Source organism: Flavobacterium glycines (assembly GCF_900100165.1).
Taxonomy (GTDB): domain Bacteria; phylum Bacteroidota; class Bacteroidia; order Flavobacteriales; family Flavobacteriaceae; genus Flavobacterium; species Flavobacterium glycines.
The window spans coordinates 1,462,142-1,484,804 of record NZ_FNEO01000001.1 but is presented as its reverse complement, the minus strand read 5'-3'; the positions used below and the strand labels follow the sequence as shown (position 1 = coordinate 1,484,804).

The following is a 22,663-nucleotide window of genomic DNA, read 5'->3' as shown; positions in this document are numbered from 1 at the left end:
GAATTAATTAAAAATTAAAGTTTACACCTAATGATAGAGTTGTAGGTACCGGTATTCTGTTTATATCCGTACGTTCCGGATCAGAACCTATATAACCTTTTGGAGTAAACCAAAATAAGTTTTCTCCCTGAGCATATATTCTGCAATGAGTTATAAAACCGGTTTTGTCAGTTATACTTTCTGGCAATGTATATCCAATTTGAATATTTCGAACTTTGAAATAAGAATTGTTTCTCAATAAATAATCGGACATATTTGCATAGTCAGTATTATTGGTTGTAAGTGAAGGGATACTAGTATTTGTATTTGTAGGAGTCCAAGCATTTAAAGTTCCTGGTCCTACGTTTTCTCTTCCTTGTACAAAATTATTCCAATAGATGTAAGGATCAACTCCTTTTCTTCCTGTAACCCCTGAACCAAAAATGGACATATCTATATTTTTATAAGCCAAACTAATATTGATACCATATTCTAATTTAGGTTGTGTTGACCCAATGAAAGTTCTGTCATTAGAGTTAATAACCCCATCATTGTTAATATCCACATATTTAATACCTCCTAATCGGGAAGCCACCTGAGTAGCATGTGAATCAATGTCAGCTTGCGACTGGAACAATCCTTCGGTTTTGTAACCAAAAATTTCAAACTGTGAATGACCAACAATTGAATTTGCAGCCGTTCCCGGATAAGCCGATCTTACCTCTTCCGGTAATTGAGTAATTTTATTTTTTGTAGCTCCAAAATTGGTTGTAACATTAAAATTCAATCCGTTCTCTAAAGTATCCGAATAACCTAAAATTAATTCCCAACCTTTATTTTCAGTAGAGGCTCCGTTTACAGAACGTTGTTGTCCTTCTCCTACAACTGAAGCAACTGGTGGTTTAATTAAAATCCCGTCGGTTTTTCTTGAAAAATAGTCAAATGAACCTGATAATTTGTTTTGTAAAAATGCAAAATCCAAACCAACGTTAATCTCCTTAGTCGACTCCCATTTCAATCCTGAATTGGCTGCCTGAATAGAAACGAAACCAGAAGGCAAGTTACCTGTATTAGTTCCATTCAAATCATAAGCTGTTCCAACATTATAATAGATATTAAAAAACCATGGGTCGAATACATTTTGATTAGGACCGTATCTTGCTTCATATAAACCAAAACGGGCATTATCTCCAATAGATTGATTCCCTACCTCACCATAACCTGCACGAAGTTTCAATAAAGAAATAACTTCAATATTTTTCAGGAAATCTTCATTATTGATTTTCCAACCTACAGTAGCAGCAGGGAAAATACCGTATCTGTTATCTGCTCCAAATCGTGAAGAACCATCACGTCTTATTGTGAAAGTTGCTAAATATTTATCTGAAAATGAATAATTCACTTTACCAAACTGAGAAAGCAATCTGCTTCCTGTTGAAAGTCCATTTGATGTTCTTGCTCCTGAAGCGGATGCCAATACAAAATAAGATTCTTTTTCTACAGCAAATCCTTCTGCACGTGCATAGATACTGTTAAAATCTGTTTTAACTGATTCCGTACCAATCATAACACCTATTTTATGATCAGACAGTTTTACATTATAATTTAATGTATTTGAAATAGTCAAACTGGAATATTTATTAGTATCAAGACTCAAGCTGTTATTCGCTCTTGTAACAAATCCATTGTTTACTGTTGGTTCAATATCTTTTTTCTTATAGTCATTGAAATCCATTCCGATACTATTTCTGAAAGTAAGATTTTTAACCAAATCAATTTCTGTAAAAACATTAGCAAACAAAGACATTCTTCTGGTATTATCCCATCTGTTCAAATACTGCATCAACAAAGGGTTATTTCTATCAGAATATCCCGAACCTAAAGGACCAGCAAAATCTCCGGTGCTCGTATATACGGGAATTGTTGGGACTAATGAAACAGCTAAAGCAGGAGTAGGAGCACTCCCCACATCGGTAGATGCTAAAGTTTCATTCGACTGAGTAAACTGTGAATTAATTCCAAATCGCACTTTATCATTAAACAATTTAAAATTAGCGTTTAATCTGGCAGTATATCTTTCATAATCTGTGTATTTCAACATTCCTGTATTGTTCAAATACCCAAGATTTAATATTGCATTCGATTTATCACTTCCTCCTGAAACAGACAAATCGTTATTAGTAAGAAATCCTCTTTTATACATTACATCCTGCCAATTAGTATCTCCTGCAGGAACATTTGTATTACCACCTACATAAGGTTGAACTGTAACACTATTTAAAACTGGATTAGCTAAATTATGATTCCAGTCAAAATTATAGATCTCTCCATAACCATCCTCAGGAAGCGCTCCGTCATTTACCGATGCCTGCCATAAAATCTTACCTCTGTCAACAGCATTCAACATTTTATATCTTTGTTTTTTCTCTGACATAGAAGAAACACTGGTATTGTAAGTCACATTCATTTTTTCTCCTTTAAAAGCATTTTTAGTTGTTACCACAATAACACCATTGGCAGCTCTGGAACCATAAATAGAAGAAGCAGAAGCATCTTTTAATACTTGAACAGATTCGATAACACTTGGATTTAAACTCGCAAAAACTTCAGGTCGTACCGTAGGAATACCATCAATTACATACAATGGATCCGTATTTCCTAAAGTACTTACCCCCCTGATTAAAATCTTGCTGCTGGCTCCACTTGGGTCTCCGGACTTTTCTACTGACAAACCGGCAACCCTACCCTGCATGGCCTGCATGGCATTACCGGAACTCATACTTTGTCCTGCAATAGGTCTCATCTCAACAACAACAACAGATCCTGTAACGTCTACCTTGCGTTCTTTTGAATACCCCGTTACCACAACTTCGGTTAATTGTTGTGATTCTGCTTTCAAAGCAACATTAATAGTTTCCTGACCGTTTACCGGTACTGTTTGGTTTGTAAAACCTACATAACTAAAAATCAAAGTAGCTTTTGCATCTACATTTTTAAGTTCATATTTACCATCAAGATCCGTTGTGGTTCCCTTATTAGTCCCCGAGACTACCACTGATACACCTGGTAATGACATTCCATCTTCAGAAGACGTCACTGTCCCTTTTATTCCTATATTTTGAGCCGATAAAGAAAAAAAGGAGCCCATTAAAATTAAATAGAGAATGATTTTTCGTTTCATAATTTAAATAGTTTTAGTTAAAATTTAGTTGATTAATAATTATTGGTTTCAGTTAAAATTTAGTTGGTTAATAATTAGATTTTCAATATTATAGTCAAAATTTCCTTTATTAACCGAGAATGTTTCCATAGGTTTTTTAGGAAAAAACACCTCGGTCATAACTGTTTTGCCATTATCATAAAATACCTCAATTGAAGTTTTATCAATAACAACCCTTACATCCATTTTATCAAAATCCTTTGTAAAAGCTACTTTTGAAATTTGTTTTGCAAAATCATCATAGAAAGAAATGTCTCCTGATTTTTTTCTGTCAATAAAAAAGAACTTATCTTTTTTATTAATTCCAAATTCAATTGTATTCCCCAGGCTATTGGATAATGAGAATGTGTAGACATCGTTTTTAAGATTACTCAAATTAAATCGGATATCTATTTTGGATAAATCGACAAATGATTTATCAATCAAAACGGTCTTTTTGGTTATTTTAAGAGTTTCTTTTTTTATTGTTTTTGACACATAATTTTGTAATTCTCTCACTGGTTGAAAAGCAACTTTATAATGTCCGTCTTCTTTAACAAGTGTTAATTCCCTTGGCAGTGTCATACTGCTTCTCCATTTTTGAGTTGGTACTTTTTGAGCATAATTCCAGTTAGACATCCATCCGACAAATAATTTTCTTCCATCCACTTCAGAAATATTTGACCATGTAACCCCTGCATAATTGTCTCTGCCGTAATCAATCCAGAGCGATTTTTTCTCTTTTAAATCCTGAGAAAAAGATGTATCAAGAGTGAAGTGCTTACCATCAAAATCACCTATAAAATATTGAGTAGCCGAACCGCCGTTTGGACCTCCCGGATTTATACTTACTAAAAGCACCCATTTATACTCATCAGATCCGTCAATTAACATTGGAAAGAAATCCGGACACTCCCAAACACCACCATGCGCACCTATGTTTTTTCCAAAATCAGAAAGCAACTCCCAACTTTTTAAATCTTTAGAAGCATAGAAAAAAATGCTGTCTCCGGCTGCTAAAACCATTAACCACTGTTTGTGAATATTATCCCAGGTCATTTTAGGATCTCTGAAATCTTTAAGGTTCGGATTTTTAATCACCGGATTGGCCTCATATTTTGTCCAGGTCAACCCTTCATTTAATGAATAAGCAATCCCCTGTGACTGAATATCTACAGCTCCGGCTTTTTCTTTTACCGGATCATGGTAAGTAAACATTGCCACAATTGGCGGGTTTTTTAGACTACCAAAACCAGAGGTATTCTTTAAATCTACAACCGCACTTCCTGAAAAAATATACCCCTTGGCATCCGGATAAAGTGCTATAGGTTTTTCTGTCCAGGTAACTAAATCGGTACTTATAGCATGCCCCCAGTGCATTGGTCCCCAAACATTTGAATCCGGATAATGCTGATAAAAAAGATGGTAATATCCATTATAATAAAACAATCCATTAGGATCATTCATCCAACCTTTTTTAGGTGTAAAATGGAAATTAGGTCTATAAAGTTCCTCTTCTGTATATTTTTTCCCATCCGAATCTGTAGATTCTTTACAAGAAAACAAACCCACAAAAACTACCAGACTACTTATTAGTCCTAACCATTTCTTAGTTCTTATTTTGTTCATGTTATTAATTTTTAATTAATTTTTTACTTAACTCTTCTAAAGAAATTCCTTTGGTTTCAGGCATTAAAAAGGCAACGAAAAACAGTTGGAATACCATCATGATGGCAAAAAACAAAAACACAACCCCGGCTCCAATCGTAGAAAATAAAAAAGGAATCAATGACGGAATGATTGCAGCTAAAATCCAGTGTGTCGTACTGCCAAAAGCCTGCCCTGAAGCTCTGAGGTGATTAGGGAAAATCTCGGATATAAAAACCCAGATTACTGCTCCCTGACCTATTGCATGTGCTGCAATGAATAAGAATAAAAATACCGGAACCATAATCCCCTGCCAATGAAGGAAAAATGCCATAGCCACTAAAGTAAGCGAAATGATATAGCCTACTGACCCTATATACATGAGAATTTTTCGACCCAGCCTGTCTATTAAGAAAACACCAAGCAAAGTAAACACTAAATTTACCACTCCAATTCCAATACTACTCAACAAAGCAGTACTTTCTCCTAAACCGGCTTCCTGAAAAATTCTATTGGAATAATACAGAAAAGCATTAATTCCTGATAATTGGTTGAAAAAAGCAATCAAAAATGCCAATATCAACGGCGTTCTGTATTTTTTTAAAAAGATACTGTCATTAGCAAGAGCTGCATTAGCATTATCAGCATCTATATCTTTTTTCATTTCTTCAAAATCGGCTTCCAATCCCATTCGCTGTAGAACGCTTTTAGCTTCTTCATCTCTGTTCTTTGACAATAACCATCTTGGACTTTTAGGAATAGAAAAAATTAATACTGAATAAATAAAAGAAGGAAACGCCTGTACACCCATCATCCATCTCCATGAATTTTCACCTACGTTTCGTAACAGATAATTAGAAAGAAAGGCGATAAGAATTCCTAAGACAATATTAAACTGGTAAAACGCTACCAATTTCCCCCTGTCTTTTGCCGGTGCAATTTCTGAGATATAAGCCGGTGCCGCTATAGTAGATGCTCCAACTCCCAATCCACCAACAAATCTAAAAGCAGCAAACACATAAGGCCCATTTGCTAAAGCTGAACCTATAGCTGAAAAGAAAAATAATATTCCAATCCACAGTAAGGTATTTTTTCTACCTATTCTGTTTGTTGGTATCCCTCCAAATATGGCTCCTATTACGGTTCCCCACAAAGCCATGCCCATTACAACTGTACCATGAAAAGCATCCGATGAATTCCATAGGGTCTGTAACTTTTTATCCGCTCCGGAAATCACAACAGTATCAAAACCAAAAAGGAATCCTGCAAGTGATGCTACTAAAGCCCAAATAAATATTTTTCTCATTATCTGTATAATTTTAAATTCAGTTGCTAAGATATCTGCTTAATAGAACCACCTATTTTAACAGTGTTACAATTGTGTTTAAAAATGTTAAGAGAATGTGAAAATCATACAAAACCTTATTTTACAAGGATTTATTACTAATAAAAAAACAGATTTAATGGGCTTGGAAAGAAGGTTGTACTACACTTATGTTACATAATCTACAACCTTGTTACATGATGCAATAAAGAAATAATCAATTAATTAACCTTAAAATTCCACTTCCTGCTTTTTTCATACTTTTTAATTATATTTTACACAAAAAGTAAAATCAAAAAAGCTTCAAAAACATCTAAAATATTTCATAAAAAGCGAATCCTTTTATACATAACTAATGACTAAAACCGTAACAATTAGAATAAAAAACAGCAATATACCAGCCCAATAATCAATTCGATTTAAAAAAGGGATTCACCAGAAAAGCATTTAGTCTTAATAATATATTTCGGCTTCTTATCATACATTTCTTTTAAATTTTCAACCCTTTATATTCATCTACAACAGCTGAAAAATAAAATTTGAACAATAATCAGCAGCCATTAAACAGAAAAACAAACGTTCATCAAAACATCAACAAGTCAGCTTAAATTTATCGCATAAAAAAAATGCAGCTGATTTAAAAACCAACTGCATTTTTAATTTAAATGAAAAGTTTCCCTAATTTCTTATCCTTTATGAATCATTATTTTACCTGAGTTATTTCTAATATAACACTCGTACGTTTTAAAGTGACATTTGGATTTATCCCTACTGTCATCAAAAAGTTACCTGAATAAAGATTCTCTGAATTAATTGTAGATTTTGTATCAGGATATAAATTTATTTCTTTCACAGTGTATTTACTATCCGGATCCAATCCCGCCAAAACAATTGGCCTTTCAGTAGCTGTAATTTTATATCGGTTATTAACCAGATAATTAAAAACAACAGCTTTATTTTTTTCTTTATTCACATACATTAAAGACGAAATATCATTTTCGTGCGGATTCAACAAACGATACAGGTCGCCATGCCATACAATATCTTTAAACGAATTATAATTTGAAATTGCCTGCTTACAAAACACTTTATCATTTTCACTTAAATGACTTTCAACAATATCAAATCCCAATTTCCCCATACTCGCTACATCAACTCTAAACTTCAACGGTTGTTTTCCCCAATCAGTCACATGATTATCAGTAGTTATCGAAGGGAAAAAATAGGAATAATTCCATTGAATAAATATTCTTTCAATAGGATCCGTATCATCACTAGGCCAAAATTCAGTAAAATATTTCAGGAACTCATAATCACCCCTACCACCTCCGCCAGAGCACAACATCATAGGAACTTTAGGATACTTTGCCCTGATTCTTTCCAAAACCTTATACAATCCATGAATGTAATCTACATATAAATTAGACTGAGGAATTCCTTTTTGGTTAAGAAAAGCAGAATAAGCATTATAGATTACCGCATTACAATCCCATTTGATAAAAGCTAATTCAGGGTTTTTAGTAAACAAATTATCTACTATCCCAAAAACAAAATCCTGCACTTCAGGATTTGACAAATCCAAAACCAACTGATTTCTATAATAAATTTCAGGTCTTTCCGGTTGACGAATAACCCAATCCAAATGTTTTTCATACAATTCACTTCTGGGGTTAACCATTTCAGGTTCTATCCAAATGCCAAATTTAACTCCTTCTTTTTGGGCTTCTTTTACCAAATAACCCAATCCATGAGGCAATTTTTTCTTATTTTCCTGCCAATCCCCTAAACCTGCATCGTCATTATTTCGTGGATATTTATTTCCAAACCAGCCATCATCTAACAAAAACATATCAACACCCAATGATTTAGCACCTTTAAATAAATCTTTAATCTTAGCCTCATCAAAATCAAAATAAGTAGCTTCCCAGTTATTCAACAAAGTCAAACGTTCACCCTCACCATCTAAAACCCTGTATTTTCTGGCCCATTCATGAAGATTACGGCTAGCCTCTCCGGTACCCTCATTTGACAATGCATAAATTAAAGACGGAGTTTTAAAAACCCTGTTGGGTACCAGAGAATATTCGGAAGCATAAGGATTAATTCCGGCAATCAAACGAAGATTTTTATATGAATCGATTTCGAAATCAAGTTTAAAATTACCGCTCCAGGCAAGCTGCCCCAACATAACCAAACCCTCATTTTCTGAAGCAGGCTGACCAAATGAAACCATAAAATTTGGCGTTTGCAAAAGCATTGCCCTTGTCCCCAGTTTTGAATCAATCACCTTGATTCCCTGTTCCAATTTAGTTTCGACAGGCTGCATTTCCTTAAGATACTCCCCTTGAAAACTGGTCAGATAAAAATTCTTATTAGTAAAATACATATTAGCCGAAGCATATTTTTGCAATAAAACAGCCTTTTTCTCCTGATGTTTTATCTCGGTCCACTGCTCGATAACATTTTTAGCAGCCCATACTTTATAAAACAAAGTTACCTCAAACGGATAAACAGGATCTTTAAGAACGATACTGATTAAAGTAACATCAGCATCAATCTTCTGATATTTATGACTAACGTATTTAAGTTCCAGAGAGGTATTGCCATCAGCATGTTTTACCTGCAAGGCCGGCTCCGACAAATTAGAAGTCCCCGAAGGAGTATAAGCGATATTATAAATTCCTGCATTTGCATCATTAAAATCAAAACTCTTAGCTATAATATCATATTCGGCTTTATTTTTTAATGGTTTGCCAAAATAAATATTTCGCAATCGTTTATCATTATCTGTTTGTAATACTAAAGCATGGTCTTTAGTCTCTATCGGAATTGTAATATTTTGTGCATAAGAGCTTAGCAAACCGTAAAAGAAAACAACAACAAATTTGAAATTGCCTTTTAACAAAGAGAAAACGAGATCCTTTTTCATAATTAATGGTGGTTTATTTTTTTTGAATTAATAGCAATAGGTAAGCAAGTATCGATGTGCAAATGATTAAATCCAAATCTATTTTTACAATCAAACCCTGCTAATTTCACATTAAAAATCATAATTACATTCTCAATATGTTTCAATTGGCACAATTTCAACAAAAGGACATCAATACTACTACAAAGCCTTTAAAAACAAAGCCTGACAACGAAAAACCAATTATAAAATCTATCTCAAAAGAATACTCATGTTACATGACTTATAATTATGTAACATAAATACAATGAAAAAAGAAGACAATTAAACCTTCAAAACCTATTTTACCCCTTTATATTCCGTTGGTGTTACACCGAATTTATTTTTAAAAGAAGTCGAAAAATAATTAGGCGATGAAAAACCTACGGCATAAGCTATTTCCGAAATATTCTGATTCGTTTTCTTAAGCAGTATTTTAGATTTCTCCAATCGAAGATTAAGAAGATGATCACTTACGCTAATCCCTAATATCGCCTTTACTTTTCGATAGAGTTGCACTCTGGAAATATTTAAATCATGCGCTAAATCTTCTATCAGATAAGCCGAATTCTCCATGTTTTTTTCAATTAACGAATTGAGTTTTCGTAAAAAATCCTGCTCAGAAAAACCAAAACCACTATCGTCAATTTTTAAAATATTATTGGTATAATAAAATCGTAATTTTTCTCTGTTATACAAAAGCCCTTTAATAGACTGAGATAAAACTTTTAAGTCAAAAGGTTTTGTCAGAAAGATATCTGCACCGCTTTCTAATGCTTTCAAATAAGAATCCTGATCTTCTGATGCTGTTAATATAATAATAGGAATATGGGAGGTTCTCAGGTCTTTCTTTAAAATTTCACAAATTTCAAAACCATTTTTATCATGCAAATTCAAATCACAAATAATAACATCCGGAATTAACTCCAAAGCGCGTTCTATAGCATCGGTACCGTCTGAGGTATAAATAGTGTACTGTGTCGAGAATTTATTGGTTATAAAATCCAATAAGTCAACATTATCCTCAATATAAAAAATAGAATACTTATCCTCATTGACCATTGGCTCACTTACCTGGATATCCGAATCCAAATAATCCGATTGGTATATTAAATCAAGAACCTGATCTTCTATTATTGATTTGGCATCCAAATGCTCTTTGCCCAATGGTAAGCTAATAATAAATTCAGTCCCGTTTTTAGAATTAATTTCTACCTTACCTTTATGCAAGTCAATAAAATTCTTTGACAAATGCAGCCCTATGCCGGAACTGTTGCTTCTATAATTATTTGACCCTTGATAAAAAGCTTTAAAAACCTCTTCTATTTCATTTTCAGGAATTCCAATACCTGAATCTTTGAAAGAAATTCTAACAACATTATGAATTTTATCTTCATTGATTGCAACAGCAATCTTACCACTCTCAGGAGTAAATTTAAAGGCATTGGACAACAAATTAAAGTAAACTTTATCCATCAAATTTCGGTCAATATAAACCTCCAAATCCGGATTATTGCTCGTCAGCGTAAAATCAATAAGCTTTCTCTTTGCTTCTTTTTCGAAATCACAAACTATACTTTTCGAAAAATCTAAAATATTTGTTTTTGATGCTTTGAGTACAAATTTTTTATCTTCTATTTTTCGGTAATCCAAAAGCTGATTAATTAACCTTAATAATCTTCTCGAATTATTATACATCAAATTAATCTCAGTATTAACCGCAATTCCTTTATTCCTGAATTCATTTTTCAAAGACTCTACCGAACTCAAAATCAAGGTCAAAGGTGTTTTAAACTCATGAGAAAGACCTGTAAAAAATAAAAGTCTTGCCTCATTACTCTTTTTCAATTCCTTTGCAAATTGCTTGATTTCATTTCTTTGGATAACTATTTTTTTGTTCTTTTCTTCCAATTCATTCTTCTTACGACTGATTGTTATTCGGGAATAAATACTATATATGGCCAACCCGAAAACAATGACAAACAAAATAATTAATAGCTTAAGAAGATTACTCTGGCTGGCATATTTCTCTTCCTGATTTTTAATAATATGTTGCTGTTCCTCAATATCCGACTGCTGAATAGTAATTTTATCAAACTGATTACTCATAATTTCAGCATTAAGAGAATCAATCAAAACGGTATTAAGATTATTTTTTTTGGGAACAATTTCCTTATTAATCACTTTTAAAGCCAGCTTAACAGCCTCACTTCCTCCTGTAAGATACAATACTGTTGCTTTTAAAATCCCATCCTTTACTAATTGGATTCCGCCATAAGGCCCGTTAATACCATCAACACCTATTATCTTAATCTTTTTTTCCAGCTTTTTACTTTTGGCAACAAGATATGCCTGATAAGCAATTACATCGTTATAAGCAAAAACATAATCCACATCCGGATTCTCAGTTAAAGCTTTTAAAAAAGCCTCTTTAGGTAATTCATCTTTATAAGCATCCAACCTAACCACCTTTATACCTGAATATTGCTCCACAATCTCTTTAAAACCCAAACTTCTCTCCAAGCCGGGCGAAGTATAATAAGCCCCTCTGACTTCAATTACTTTTGCCTTACCCTTAGACAATGAAACAATGTGTCTTCCCGCAATTCTTCCAACTTCAACATTATCTGCCCCTATATAAGCCATATAATTAGAAGTATTTACTTTTCTGTCAACTACAATAACAGGAATACCTTTGGCATTTGCTTTTTCTATTACCGGAATAATTGAATCTGATTCAAAAGGAGATACTATAATCGCATCTACTTTCTCCTCAATAAATCGCTCTATATCTTTTATCTGTTTTTTTGATTTACGATTTGCATTATAAATTTTCAATTTCACATTAGGATGCAAGGCTGCTTCAATCTCCATACTATGTTCCATTGATTTTCTCCATATATCATGATTGATACTTTGAGAAAAACCAATCAAAATTTCATCTTTATCTTCTTCATTTTTACATGAATTCAGTATCAATACCAATAAGAACAGAAAACAAATCTTTTTGAACATATTGTTAATTTATTAAGGAAATTACTATCTAGTAAAATTGGAAAACGGAATATTTTTAAAGCTAATCTGAAGTAAGCAGCCAATTCTCATCGCTGCTTTAGAGATGGAAAGTTATGATTTTCTTAACATTTAACCTAATATTTTTTGCATAATAAAAATAAATCCTGTTTTTCAAAACAAAACATTCCTAAGCTTTTTTTTGAATCACCAAAAACTAAAAAAGCGTGATAATTACACAAAACTTGTATAATCATCACGCCTTTAATAATTTGCGTTTGTGACTGCGGAGGGGTTCGAACCCCCAACCCTCAGAGCCGAAATCTGATATTCTATCCAGTTGAACTACGCAGCCAAAATATAAAAAAAACCATTTTTTAAAATTCTAAATACCAACTCTTGTCATTGGAATTTGGAATTTCTCTTTTTGGAATTTAAACTTTTATACCAATAATTTTTTAACGATACCTGAAACTACTTTTCCTTCTGCAGTTCCTCCTAATTGAGCAGAAGCTAATCCCATAACTTTACCCATAGAAGCGATTCCTGAAGCTCCTGTCTCGGCAATAATTTTTGCAATTACAGCCTCAATTTCCGCTTCACTCAATTGTGCCGGCAAAAATTTCTCTATAACAGCCACCTGAGCTAATTCTGGTTCAACCAAATCCGGACGGTTTTGTTCTGTAAAGATTCTTGCGCTTTCCTTACGGGTTTTCACCAAACGTTGCAATAATTTAATTTCTTCTTCTGCCGAAATTTCCTCTTTTGAACCTGACGAAGTTTGAGCTAAAAGTAATTCTGATTTTATAGCTCTTAAAGCTTCTAATGCTACAGTATCTTTTGCTTTCATGGCTGTTTTCATTTCATCCATGATTTTTGCTGATAAACTCATTGGTGTTATTTTATTAATAAGCGTTAACGCTTTGTTTGACATCAAGTTATAAAAATCAAATGAGTAAGAACAAAAAAATGCTCTCAACAAGCATTAAAAAAGTCCAAAACCCGGTGCGAAGGTAAAAAAAATAACCCGAAAATTAAATTCAATCTTCGGGTTATTATCTTTGAAATTAAATTAACTAATCTACATTATCATGTAAATAGGAGTTGTTAGAACGCAATTGTAAATCATTATTACTATCTGTGCCTACTGAAATTCTTGAGTTTGCATTATTAGTCTGATTATTTGAAATATCAATACCTAATCTTTTATAAGCTGGCTCTTTTTCGTATTCATCAATTTTAGAAACATTATTATGAAACTTATAATTGAATTCTTTTAATTTTTTTCTTCTTTCATCAGCTCTTAAACGTAGCGTCTCTTCGATTGTCATTTCGATAGGAGAAATATCTTCAGCTCTGGAAAAATCTTCTGAAACTGATTCTATTTTTTTCATTGTAATATTCAACTCCTCAGGAACTACCTCTTCTACCACTTTTGCAACTGGTTTAGCTGATAATTCGTTTTCAGCATCCATATATTCTTCCAAAGAATATTTGATAATTCCGTTATCAGACAACTCCGTTACAGGTACAAATTGAACCGCCTGATTTACTTTTATCTCTTTAGTTTCATTAGTCAATTCAAAAAACACTTTTTCTTCATTGACTTGAACTGGCTCAATTTTTACCGGCTCTGGTTTAACAGGCTCAGTTCTAAAAAGCGGTAAATCAAAAGAAATAGATGTTTGTTCTTGTTTTTCAACAGCTTTTGGTTGTTCAACAACTGCTTTAGGCTGTTCAAAAACCTCTTGTCTTACTTCTTCAACTTTTGGTGCAGAAAAAGTAAATTCTTCTTCTTTAATTGGAGAAACAATTTCGAAAGTAACATCTATATTTTTAATAAATTCAGACATTGCCATCAATTCTTCGTTTCCCGGAACAGGAACAACCGGCTCAACCACCTGAGGCGCTACAGCCACCACTTCCTCTTCTTCATCAATTAATTCAAAAACCACTCTGTCCTCCGGAGTACTAACCGGTTTATCGATGTTTACATCAAAACTTGCAACTGGCGCATTACTTAGATTATGAACAATTTTTTGTTCATCTTCCAAAGTATGAATGATTTTTTTAGGCTCAGTATTTACAATTCCGTTTTGTTGTTCAATATCAAATCCTGTAGCGATAATAGTTACCGCAACGGCATCTCCTAATGATTCATCTTCACCAACCCCCATGATGATATTAGCATTATAACCCGCTTCACTTTGAATGTGGTCATTAATTTCTCCAATTTCATCTAAAGTTATTTCATTAGAACCAGAAACGATGAGCAACAATACGTTTTTGGCTCCTGTAATTTTGTTATCATTCAATAATGGCGAATCTAAAGCCGCAATAATAGCTTCTTTAGCTCTGTTTTCTCCTGAAGCTACAGAAGATCCCATGATAGCGGTTCCACTATTTGCCAATACTGTTTTAGCATCACGTAAATCGATGTTTTGAGTATAGTGATGTGTAATTACTTCAGCAATTCCTCTTGAAGCAGTCGCTAAGACTTCATCCGCTTTAGAGAATCCCGCTTTGAAACCTAGATTTCCATAAACCTCTCTCAATTTGTTATTATTAATAACAATTAGAGAATCCACCTGTTTACGTAATTTTTCGATTCCAATAAGCGCTTGTTCCTGACGAACTTTTCCTTCGAAAGAAAAGGGCAAAGTCACAATACCTACAGTTAAAATTTCTCTTTCTTTAGCCAGTTGAGCAATTACAGGTGCAGCACCAGTTCCGGTACCTCCACCCATCCCGGCAGTAATAAAAACCATTTTAGTATTGCGATCCAACATTTTTTCAATATCAGCTATACTTTCTATAGCCGACTGTTGACCTACATCCGGATTAGCTCCGGCTCCCAGACCTTCAGTAAGATTTACCCCTAATTGAATTTTGTTAGGAACAGCACTATTTTGTAATGCCTGTGAATCAGTATTACAAACAATAAAATCCACCCCTTTGATTCCTTGTCTAAACATGTGGTTGATAGCGTTACTACCGCCACCTCCTACACCTATTACTTTTATAACATTTGATTGATTTTTAGGTAAATCAAATGAAATACTTCCAAATTCTGAGTTGCTCGTCATATTATTTGGTATTTGATATTAATATATTTTGTCTTTATTCTTCTTTTCTTTTACTTACTCGGCGTTATCTAAAAAATCTTTAATCTTATCTACATATCGATCAAAGAAAGAACGCTTAATTTTATCCCCTGTAGATTCTTCTTTTTTAGAATACACAGGCACTTGCTCTACCTGTTCTACTACTTGCTGTTGTTGCTGTTGAAAATGTTCTACAGGCTCAACAACTGGCTCACGGTAAAAAACAGTTCTTTGCTGAACCACTTCTTCTTTTCTAACCGCACTTTGCGTATTATTAGCAATACTATTCATTACTAATCCAACAGCTGTTGCGTATAATGGACTTGAAAATTCCTCATCCGAATTACCGGCTAAATGCTCGTTTGGATAACCAATTCTGGTATCCATTCCGGTAATGTACTCTACTAATTGTTTGATGTGTTTCAATTGAGCACCACCACCTGTAAGTACAATCCCTGCAATTAGTTTTTTTCTTGGATCTTCATGTCCGTAAGCTTTAACTTCAGTAAAAACCTGTTCAATTATTTCAACTACACGAGCATGAATAATTTTTGATAAGTTTTTCAACGAAATTTCCTTTGGCTCTCTTCCTCTTAATCCCGGAATAGAAACAATTTCATTGTCTTTATTTTCTCCCGGCCAGGCTGAACCAAATTTCACTTTCAACAATTCAGCTTGTTTTTCTATAATTGAGCAACCTTCTTTAATATCATCTGTGATTACATTTCCTCCAAAAGGAATCACTGCTGTATGACGAATAATTCCATCTTTGAAAATAGCAAGGTCAGTTGTTCCACCACCAATATCAATCAAAGCAACTCCTGCCTCTTTCTCTTCCTGACTTAAAACTGCATCTGAAGACGCTAGCGGTTCTAAAGTCAATCCAGATAATTCGATTCCCGAACTCTGGATACAACGCCCTACATTTCTAATAGACGATGCTTGTCCTACTACCACATGAAAGCTCGATTCTAAACGACCTCCATACATTCCGATAGGCTCTTTGATTTCAGATTGCCCGTCTATTTTAAATTCCTGAGGTAAAACGTGAATAATTTCCTCCCCAGGCAACATGGCCAATTTATTAACCTGATCAATCAGCAACTGAATATCAGCTCCACCAATCACTTCTTCCGGATTGCTTCTGCTGATATAATCTGTATGTTGAATACTGCGAATATGTTGCCCGGCAATCCCTACAACAACATCTTTAATTTTATAACCTGAATTTGATTCTGCTTCATTTATTGCCTGCTGGATAGACTGAATAGTTTGGGTAATATTATTAACTACACCTCTAGCCACACCTAAACTTTTGGATTTACCAACTCCCAAAATTTCCAACTTCCCATACTCATTTTTCTTGCCTATCATGGCAACGATTTTGGTTGTCCCTATATCTAGACCTACTGCAATATTCTCTTTTTCCATTTTCTATTATTTAGTGCAAACTACTTGTTTTGTAAACCTCAGATCAATCTTTTTATATTTATACAACGTACTATCTAAAACCGCTTTTTGAAAAAAAGCCTTATAGTTCTTAAATTTTGTTTCAAAATTCCTGAAACTACCAAAATCAATCTGATAATCGTAATTCCTATTAAACATTTTTAAGCTAGAATTAGGCATAACCTGTATCGCAATGATGTTTTTTTTCAAAAAGTCATCTTCATAAATCACACGAAAAAGCTGAGCTAATTTCTCTTTATTCTTCTTGTTTATAGTACCCGAAACCAAAGGAACTCTAGCTGCAAAATTATCTGAAAGCGGCATCTTACTGCCTTTATAATCAATATAAAAAGAATCCGAAGCGCCTACCACTCTGGCTACAGGAGTCTTTTGCTTTACAACCGCTTTGAGAACACCATCGATACTTACAAAAACATCCGATTCGTCAATCATTGCATTTGAATCGAGTATTTGTTCCAGCTTATTCAAATCTAATTTATCTTTTTCAATGCCTAAACGGTTGTTCATATTTTCTATTAACAATTTATTAACCGTTTCAGATTTAACAAAAAGATTGTTTTCTCCTACAAAAACAACATTAATTTTAGTCAGTTTTCGCTTTTCATTTCGATTAGAAGTAAACGAAAAAAGAAAAACAACCAACCCTAACATCAGGATTAATCTGATATTTGTTAAACTAAATATCCTTTTCATTTAAAGCTTTTTTAATATCCTGTACCATTTCACCAATATCACCGGCTCCTATTGTCACCATAACAGTTGCATCGTTATTTACCATAGTTGTTAATAAATCTTCTTTAGAAACAATCTTTTTATTTGGATTATCAATTTTAGACAACAACCATTCCGATGTTACGCCTTCCATAGGTAATTCTCTCGCCGGATAAATACCCATTAAAAGCACTTCGTCAAACTGTGAAAGACTTTTGGCAAAATCATCTGCAAAATCTTTTGTTCTGCTAAAAAGGTGCGGTTGGAAAACAGCTAAAACTTTTTTTCCCGGATATAATTCTCTTACCGCCTGATGCACCGCATTAATTTCGGTAGGATGATGCGCATAATCATCAATATAAACTAAATTTTCAGTTCTGATTTGGTACGAAAAACGCCTTCTTATCCCTTTGAATGAAGCTAAGGCTTTTGCAATGGCATCGGTTGGGGTGCCGAAATTTACTGCCATTGCAAAAGCCATTAAAGCATTCATCAAATTATGTCTTCCCGGTAATCCAAAACGAAAATCTTTTAAAATCACATTTGGAGTTTCCACATCAAAAACATAATTACCATCCTCAATTCGTATATTAAAAGCATTGTAAACCGCCTTCTCATTTACCCCAACAGTAATTCCTGTAAGTGGCAAATCAGTAGTAATAAACAACTTGGTTTTATCCTGAACTTTATCTGCAAATTCTCTAAACGATTCTTCAATAGCATCACTTGTCCCGTAAATATCCAAATGATCGGCATCCATTGAAGTCACACAGGCTATATTGGGATGCAAATGCAAAAAGGAACGATCAAATTCATCAGCTTCAACTACTGTAACTGTTTTTCCGCTTCCTATTAAATTTGAATTATAATTCTCTACAATTCCGCCAATAAAAGCCGTAACATCAGCACCGCTTTCATTTAAAATATGTCCCAAAATACTGGAAGTTGTAGTTTTACCATGGGTTCCGGCCACAGCAAAACAAAAGGTATCTTTAGTAATTATCCCTAAAACCTCCGCTCTTTTTTTAACCTGATAATTACGCTCTAAAAAATAATTCCATTGCGAATGATTTTTAGGAACTGCCGGAGTAATAATCACTAAAGTATTCTCGATAAAGTAATTTTTAGGTACCAGATTAATATCATCCTCAAAGTGGATATCAATTCCGCTTTCGATTAACTCAGAAGTTAAAATCGTTGGTGTTTTATCATAACCAGAAACTTCTTTTCCAATGTACTTAAAATAACGCGCCAAAGCACTCATACCAATACCTCCGATACCGATAAAAAAGACATTTTGTATTTGGTTTAAGTTCATAACTATTAAATTTATTTCTGATTATTTCTTTCTAATTAATTTCACTATTTCGTCAGCGATTTGCTGAGTTGCTCCAGGTAAAGCCAGTTCTTTGATATTTTCACTCAATTGTTTTTGCTTTTCTGAATCTTTTAATAAAGCTTCGAAAACCAAACTAAATTCAGCATCTAATTGTGTTTCTCTAAGCAAAATAGCGCCTTTTTTATCCACAATTGCTTTGGCATTTTTAGTCTGATGATCTTCGGCAACATTGGGAGACGGAATAAAAATCACCGGTTTACCCACAATACACAATTCCGACACCGAAGAAGCACCGGCACGCGAAATAATAATATCGGCAGCGGCATAAACTAAATCCATTCTTTCAATAAAAGACACTACCTGAACATTTTCTGAATGGTATTTTTTATAATCTTCAAAATACAATTTCCCACATTGCCAGATAACTTGAACATTTTGATCCTCTATCTTTTTCAGTTCTTTTTCAATTAACTGATTCATTCTTCTGGCACCCAAACTTCCGCCAAGTACTAAAAGCGTTTTTTTATTGGCATCCAATTTAAAATACGCAACTGCTTCTGCTCTTTTATCCTCAATAGCAATCAAATCCTGACGCACCGGATTTCCGGTCAAAATCATTTTCTCTTTTGGAAAAAATCGCTCCAGATTTTCATAAGCCACACAAATTTTGTTGGCTTTTTTACTCAATAATTTATTAGTAATTCCCGGAAAAGAATTTTGCTCCTGGATTAATGTTGGTACTCCCAACATATTTGCCATTTGTAATAATGGTCCACTGGCAAATCCTCCGGTTCCAATAACCACATCAGGCTTAAATTCTTTGATTATTTTTCTGGATCTCCATAAACTGCTTATTAATTTCAAAGGAAACATAGCGTTTTGCAAGGTTAATTTTCTTTGCAATCCGGCAATCCACAAACCTTTTATAGCATAACCTGCCTGAGGCACTTTTTGCATTTCCATCTTATCTTCAGCTCCTACAAATAGAAACTCGGCATCCGGATATCTCGACTTTAATTCATTTGCTATTGCAACAGCAGGATAAATGTGTCCTCCTGTTCCTCCACCACTCAATATGAATTTATATTGTTTCATTACTATCAAATTTATTTATTCAAAACAACGTTCATAGGATTAGACATTTTATCTTCTATCGAATAATTCTCATTCATTTTTTCCTCTTCAGCAGCCAATTCAGCATCAATTAATCGTTGCAATGCTTCTTCTCTTTTAGCCGCTTCTTTCTGTTCCTGTTCAATTTCTTCTTCTTTTTTGGTCACTCCAATTATGATTCCCAATGCAATGCATGTCATCCAGATTGAAGTTCCTCCACTACTAATTAAAGGTAAGGTTTGTCCTGTAACCGGCAATAACTCTACCGCCACCGCCATATTAATCATAGCCTGGAAAATCATTGGAAATCCCAGCCCTATAACCACCAATTTTCCAAAAAGAGTATTAGCTTTATGCGAAGCAACTACAAAACGAAAAAGTAACAACAAATACAATCCTAAGACACCTAAGCCTCCTATCAATCCGTATTCTTCAACAATTATGGCATAAATAAAATCGGAAGAAGATTGTGGTAAAAAGTTTTTCTGAACACTTTTCCCCGGACCTAATCCATATATTTTACCCGATGCAATAGCAATCTTCGCTTTTTCTATTTGATAATCATCTTCGTCTGGCTTATCGGTACTGAAATTCTCAATACGGCTTTCCCAGGTTCGCACCCTGCTGAAGAATTTTGCATCAGGAAAAGCCTTGGAAATCAAAACGAAAAAGGTTAAAAATAAAATCCCTGATCCCACTATAATTCCAATATATTTCATTGGATATTTTCCAATAAAAACTAACATTAATATCATTGAAAAAATTAGTGCCGTAGTAGAAAAGTTAGACGGAAGAATAAACATTAAAGTAATAAAAACAGGTACCCAAAGCTCTCTTAACGAATCAACAAAAACAATAGGTTCAGTGCGGGTTTTTGACAAATAGCGCGCTACAAACACATAAAGTACTAAAGCAGCAAAAGCCGAAGGCTGAAACGAAATCCCAACAAAAGGAATCTGAAGCCACCTACTGGCATTTGCTCCACCTATTACCGTTCCTTTAATCATTGTAATCCCTAAGATTATCCACACTATGGGCAACATCCATTTGGATATAGAACGGAAATAATGATACGGAACTTTATGAACGTAATAAATAATTGCAAAACCACAGGCCACATGAGCCAAATGTTTAAGCAAATAGCCTAATGTATTTCCTGTTCCATGACCTAAATAAGCAAGATTACTACTCGCACTAAAAACAGGCATAAAGGAAAACAAGGCCAATAAGGCCACAAAAGACCAAATCCCTTTATCTCCTTTTAATCTGTTAATTAGTTTTTTCATCTTTTTTATATTTTAGATTTCTGAGTTTAGATTTTAGATTTATTTCTGATTAATTCGATTATTCACGGTCTTTAAAGAACTAACAAAAATTGCCGTTAACTCATTCGCTTCATTCCAAACAGAATCTAATTCTGACTTTCCAAACCATTGCTTTTCAATAATTAATCTGAAGTCTGAAATCAAATATCTAAAATCAAATTTTACAAATTATGTACTGCTTCTTTAAATTGACGTCCTCTGTCTTCGTAGTTCTCGAATAAATCGAAACTCGCACAAGCAGGCGACAACAAAACAGTATCTCCCTTTTCAGTAATACGTTGTGCCATTTTTACAGCATCATTCATATTATTTACTTCCAGCATAATATCAACTACATTTCCAAAAGCATCGATAATTTTTCTATTATCCACACCCAAACAAATAATTGCTTTTACTTTCTCACGAACTAAAGCCATTAATTCATTGTAATCATTTCCTTTATCCACACCTCCTACAATCCAAACTGTAGGCGTAGTCATACTATCTAAAGCAAAAAATGTAGCGTTAACATTCGTTGCTTTTGAATCATTTATGTATTGAACATTTTGAATTTTCAATACTTTTTCAAGACGGTGTTCTACACCTTGGAAATTAGATAAACTTTCACGAATTGTAGCTTTTCTAATCTGCATCAATTTTGCTACAGAAGTTGCTGCCATGGCATTTTTAAAATTATGTTTTCCTTCTAAGGCAATTGATTCAGTTTCCATTTTGAACTCTTCTTGATTAATGATTACTTCCATAGTATTATCTTTTATAAAGGCTCCTTCTTCAAAAGTTTGTGTCAATGAAAAAGGGATTAATTTTGCTTTAGTTTTATTCTTTTTCAACCATTCTGAAATTGCTTCGTCATCTGCATCGTAAATGAGATAATCTTCTTCAGTTTGGTTCATTGTTATTCTGAATTTCGAATCAATATAATTCTCATATTTATAATCGTATCGATCTAGATGATCGGGACTGATATTTGTTATTATAGCGATATGTGGTTTGTAGTTTATAATTCCGTCTAGCTGAAAACTACTTAACTCCAACACATAACTATCGTACTTATCTTCAGCAACCTGTTCTGCAAAGCTTTTCCCTATATTCCCCGCCAAACCTACATTCAAACCTGCTGATTTAAGTAAATGATACGTAAGCATAGTGGTGGTGGTTTTCCCATTACTTCCGGTAATCCCTATAGTGATTGCCTTAGTAAATGGTGCTGCAAATTCAATTTCGGAAATCACAGGAATCCCTTTCTCAACCAGCTTTTTTACTATAGCCGCTTTCTCGGGAATGCCGGGACTTTTCATGACCACATCAGCATTTAGAATCAGGGATTCGGTATGCTTTTCATCCTCCCAATCAATTCCGTTTTTTATAAGAACTTCTTTGTAATTTTCTTTTATTTTTCCAAAATCAGATACAAAAACATCATATCCTTTTTGTTTTCCTAAAATGGCTGTTCCCACACCACTTTCTCCGCCACCTAATACTACTAATCTCAT

General features: G+C 33.8%; 13 protein-coding genes and 1 tRNA gene. All 14 read right to left on the bottom strand.

Annotated elements, in window-relative coordinates; genetic code table 11:
- Window positions 1-7 precede the first annotated feature (7 nt).
- The 14 genes from BLR17_RS06010 to murD all read right to left on the bottom strand — a co-directional run bounded on the left by BLR17_RS06010 (window position 8) and on the right by murD (window position 22,663).
- Complete coding sequence (locus BLR17_RS06010; RefSeq protein ID WP_066326773.1) at window positions 8-3,160, bottom strand: SusC/RagA family TonB-linked outer membrane protein; 3,153 nt, start codon at window positions 3,158-3,160, stop codon at window positions 8-10.
- 48 nt (window positions 3,161-3,208) lie between these two features.
- Window positions 3,209-4,807: a glycoside hydrolase family 32 protein gene (locus BLR17_RS06005; RefSeq protein WP_066326775.1), complete on the bottom strand. Its 1,599-nt coding sequence runs from the start codon at window positions 4,805-4,807 to the stop codon at window positions 3,209-3,211.
- 4 nt (window positions 4,808-4,811) lie between these two features.
- Window positions 4,812-6,131, bottom strand: a complete 1,320-nt coding sequence (locus tag BLR17_RS06000; protein ID WP_066326777.1) for a sugar porter family MFS transporter — start codon at window positions 6,129-6,131, stop codon at window positions 4,812-4,814.
- Between the two features lie 721 nt (window positions 6,132-6,852).
- Window positions 6,853-9,078: an alpha-galactosidase gene (locus BLR17_RS05995; RefSeq protein WP_066326778.1), complete on the bottom strand. Its 2,226-nt coding sequence runs from the start codon at window positions 9,076-9,078 to the stop codon at window positions 6,853-6,855.
- A 318-nt stretch (window positions 9,079-9,396) separates the two neighbouring features.
- Entirely contained in the window at window positions 9,397-12,111 is a 2,715-nt protein-coding gene (locus tag BLR17_RS05990; protein ID WP_066326780.1) for a hybrid sensor histidine kinase/response regulator transcription factor, read from the bottom strand.
- A 278-nt stretch (window positions 12,112-12,389) separates the two neighbouring features.
- Window positions 12,390-12,463 (bottom strand) — tRNA-Arg (locus BLR17_RS05985).
- A gap of 87 nt (window positions 12,464-12,550) precedes the next feature.
- Window positions 12,551-13,000 carry a GatB/YqeY domain-containing protein gene (locus BLR17_RS05980; RefSeq protein ID WP_066327524.1) on the bottom strand — a complete coding sequence of 150 codons (450 nt, stop codon included), beginning with the start codon at window positions 12,998-13,000 and terminating at the stop codon, window positions 12,551-12,553.
- A gap of 184 nt (window positions 13,001-13,184) precedes the next feature.
- Window positions 13,185-15,194, bottom strand: a complete 2,010-nt coding sequence (ftsZ, locus tag BLR17_RS05975; protein WP_066326781.1) for a cell division protein FtsZ — start codon at window positions 15,192-15,194, stop codon at window positions 13,185-13,187.
- 54 nt (window positions 15,195-15,248) lie between these two features.
- Window positions 15,249-16,643, bottom strand: a complete 1,395-nt coding sequence (ftsA, locus tag BLR17_RS05970; protein WP_066326782.1) for a cell division protein FtsA — start codon at window positions 16,641-16,643, stop codon at window positions 15,249-15,251.
- A gap of 6 nt (window positions 16,644-16,649) precedes the next feature.
- Window positions 16,650-17,375 carry a cell division protein FtsQ/DivIB gene (locus BLR17_RS05965; protein ID WP_066326783.1) on the bottom strand — a complete coding sequence of 242 codons (726 nt, stop codon included), beginning with the start codon at window positions 17,373-17,375 and terminating at the stop codon, window positions 16,650-16,652.
- Window positions 17,359-18,711 carry a UDP-N-acetylmuramate--L-alanine ligase gene (gene murC, locus BLR17_RS05960; protein ID WP_066326784.1) on the bottom strand — a complete coding sequence of 451 codons (1,353 nt, stop codon included), beginning with the start codon at window positions 18,709-18,711 and terminating at the stop codon, window positions 17,359-17,361. Before murC ends, BLR17_RS05965 begins: the two co-directional genes overlap by 17 nt.
- 21 nt (window positions 18,712-18,732) lie before the next feature.
- A complete protein-coding gene (gene murG / locus BLR17_RS05955) occupies window positions 18,733-19,827 on the bottom strand; it encodes an undecaprenyldiphospho-muramoylpentapeptide beta-N-acetylglucosaminyltransferase (RefSeq protein ID WP_066326786.1) in 1,095 nt (364 codons plus the stop codon).
- Window positions 19,828-19,838: 11 nt separating this feature from the next.
- A complete protein-coding gene (locus tag BLR17_RS05950; RefSeq protein WP_066326787.1) occupies window positions 19,839-21,131 on the bottom strand; it encodes an FtsW/RodA/SpoVE family cell cycle protein in 1,293 nt (430 codons plus the stop codon).
- 200 nt (window positions 21,132-21,331) lie between these two features.
- Window positions 21,332-22,663, bottom strand: coding sequence for a UDP-N-acetylmuramoyl-L-alanine--D-glutamate ligase (murD, locus tag BLR17_RS05945; RefSeq protein ID WP_066326788.1), 1,332 nt, complete (start codon window positions 22,661-22,663; stop codon window positions 21,332-21,334).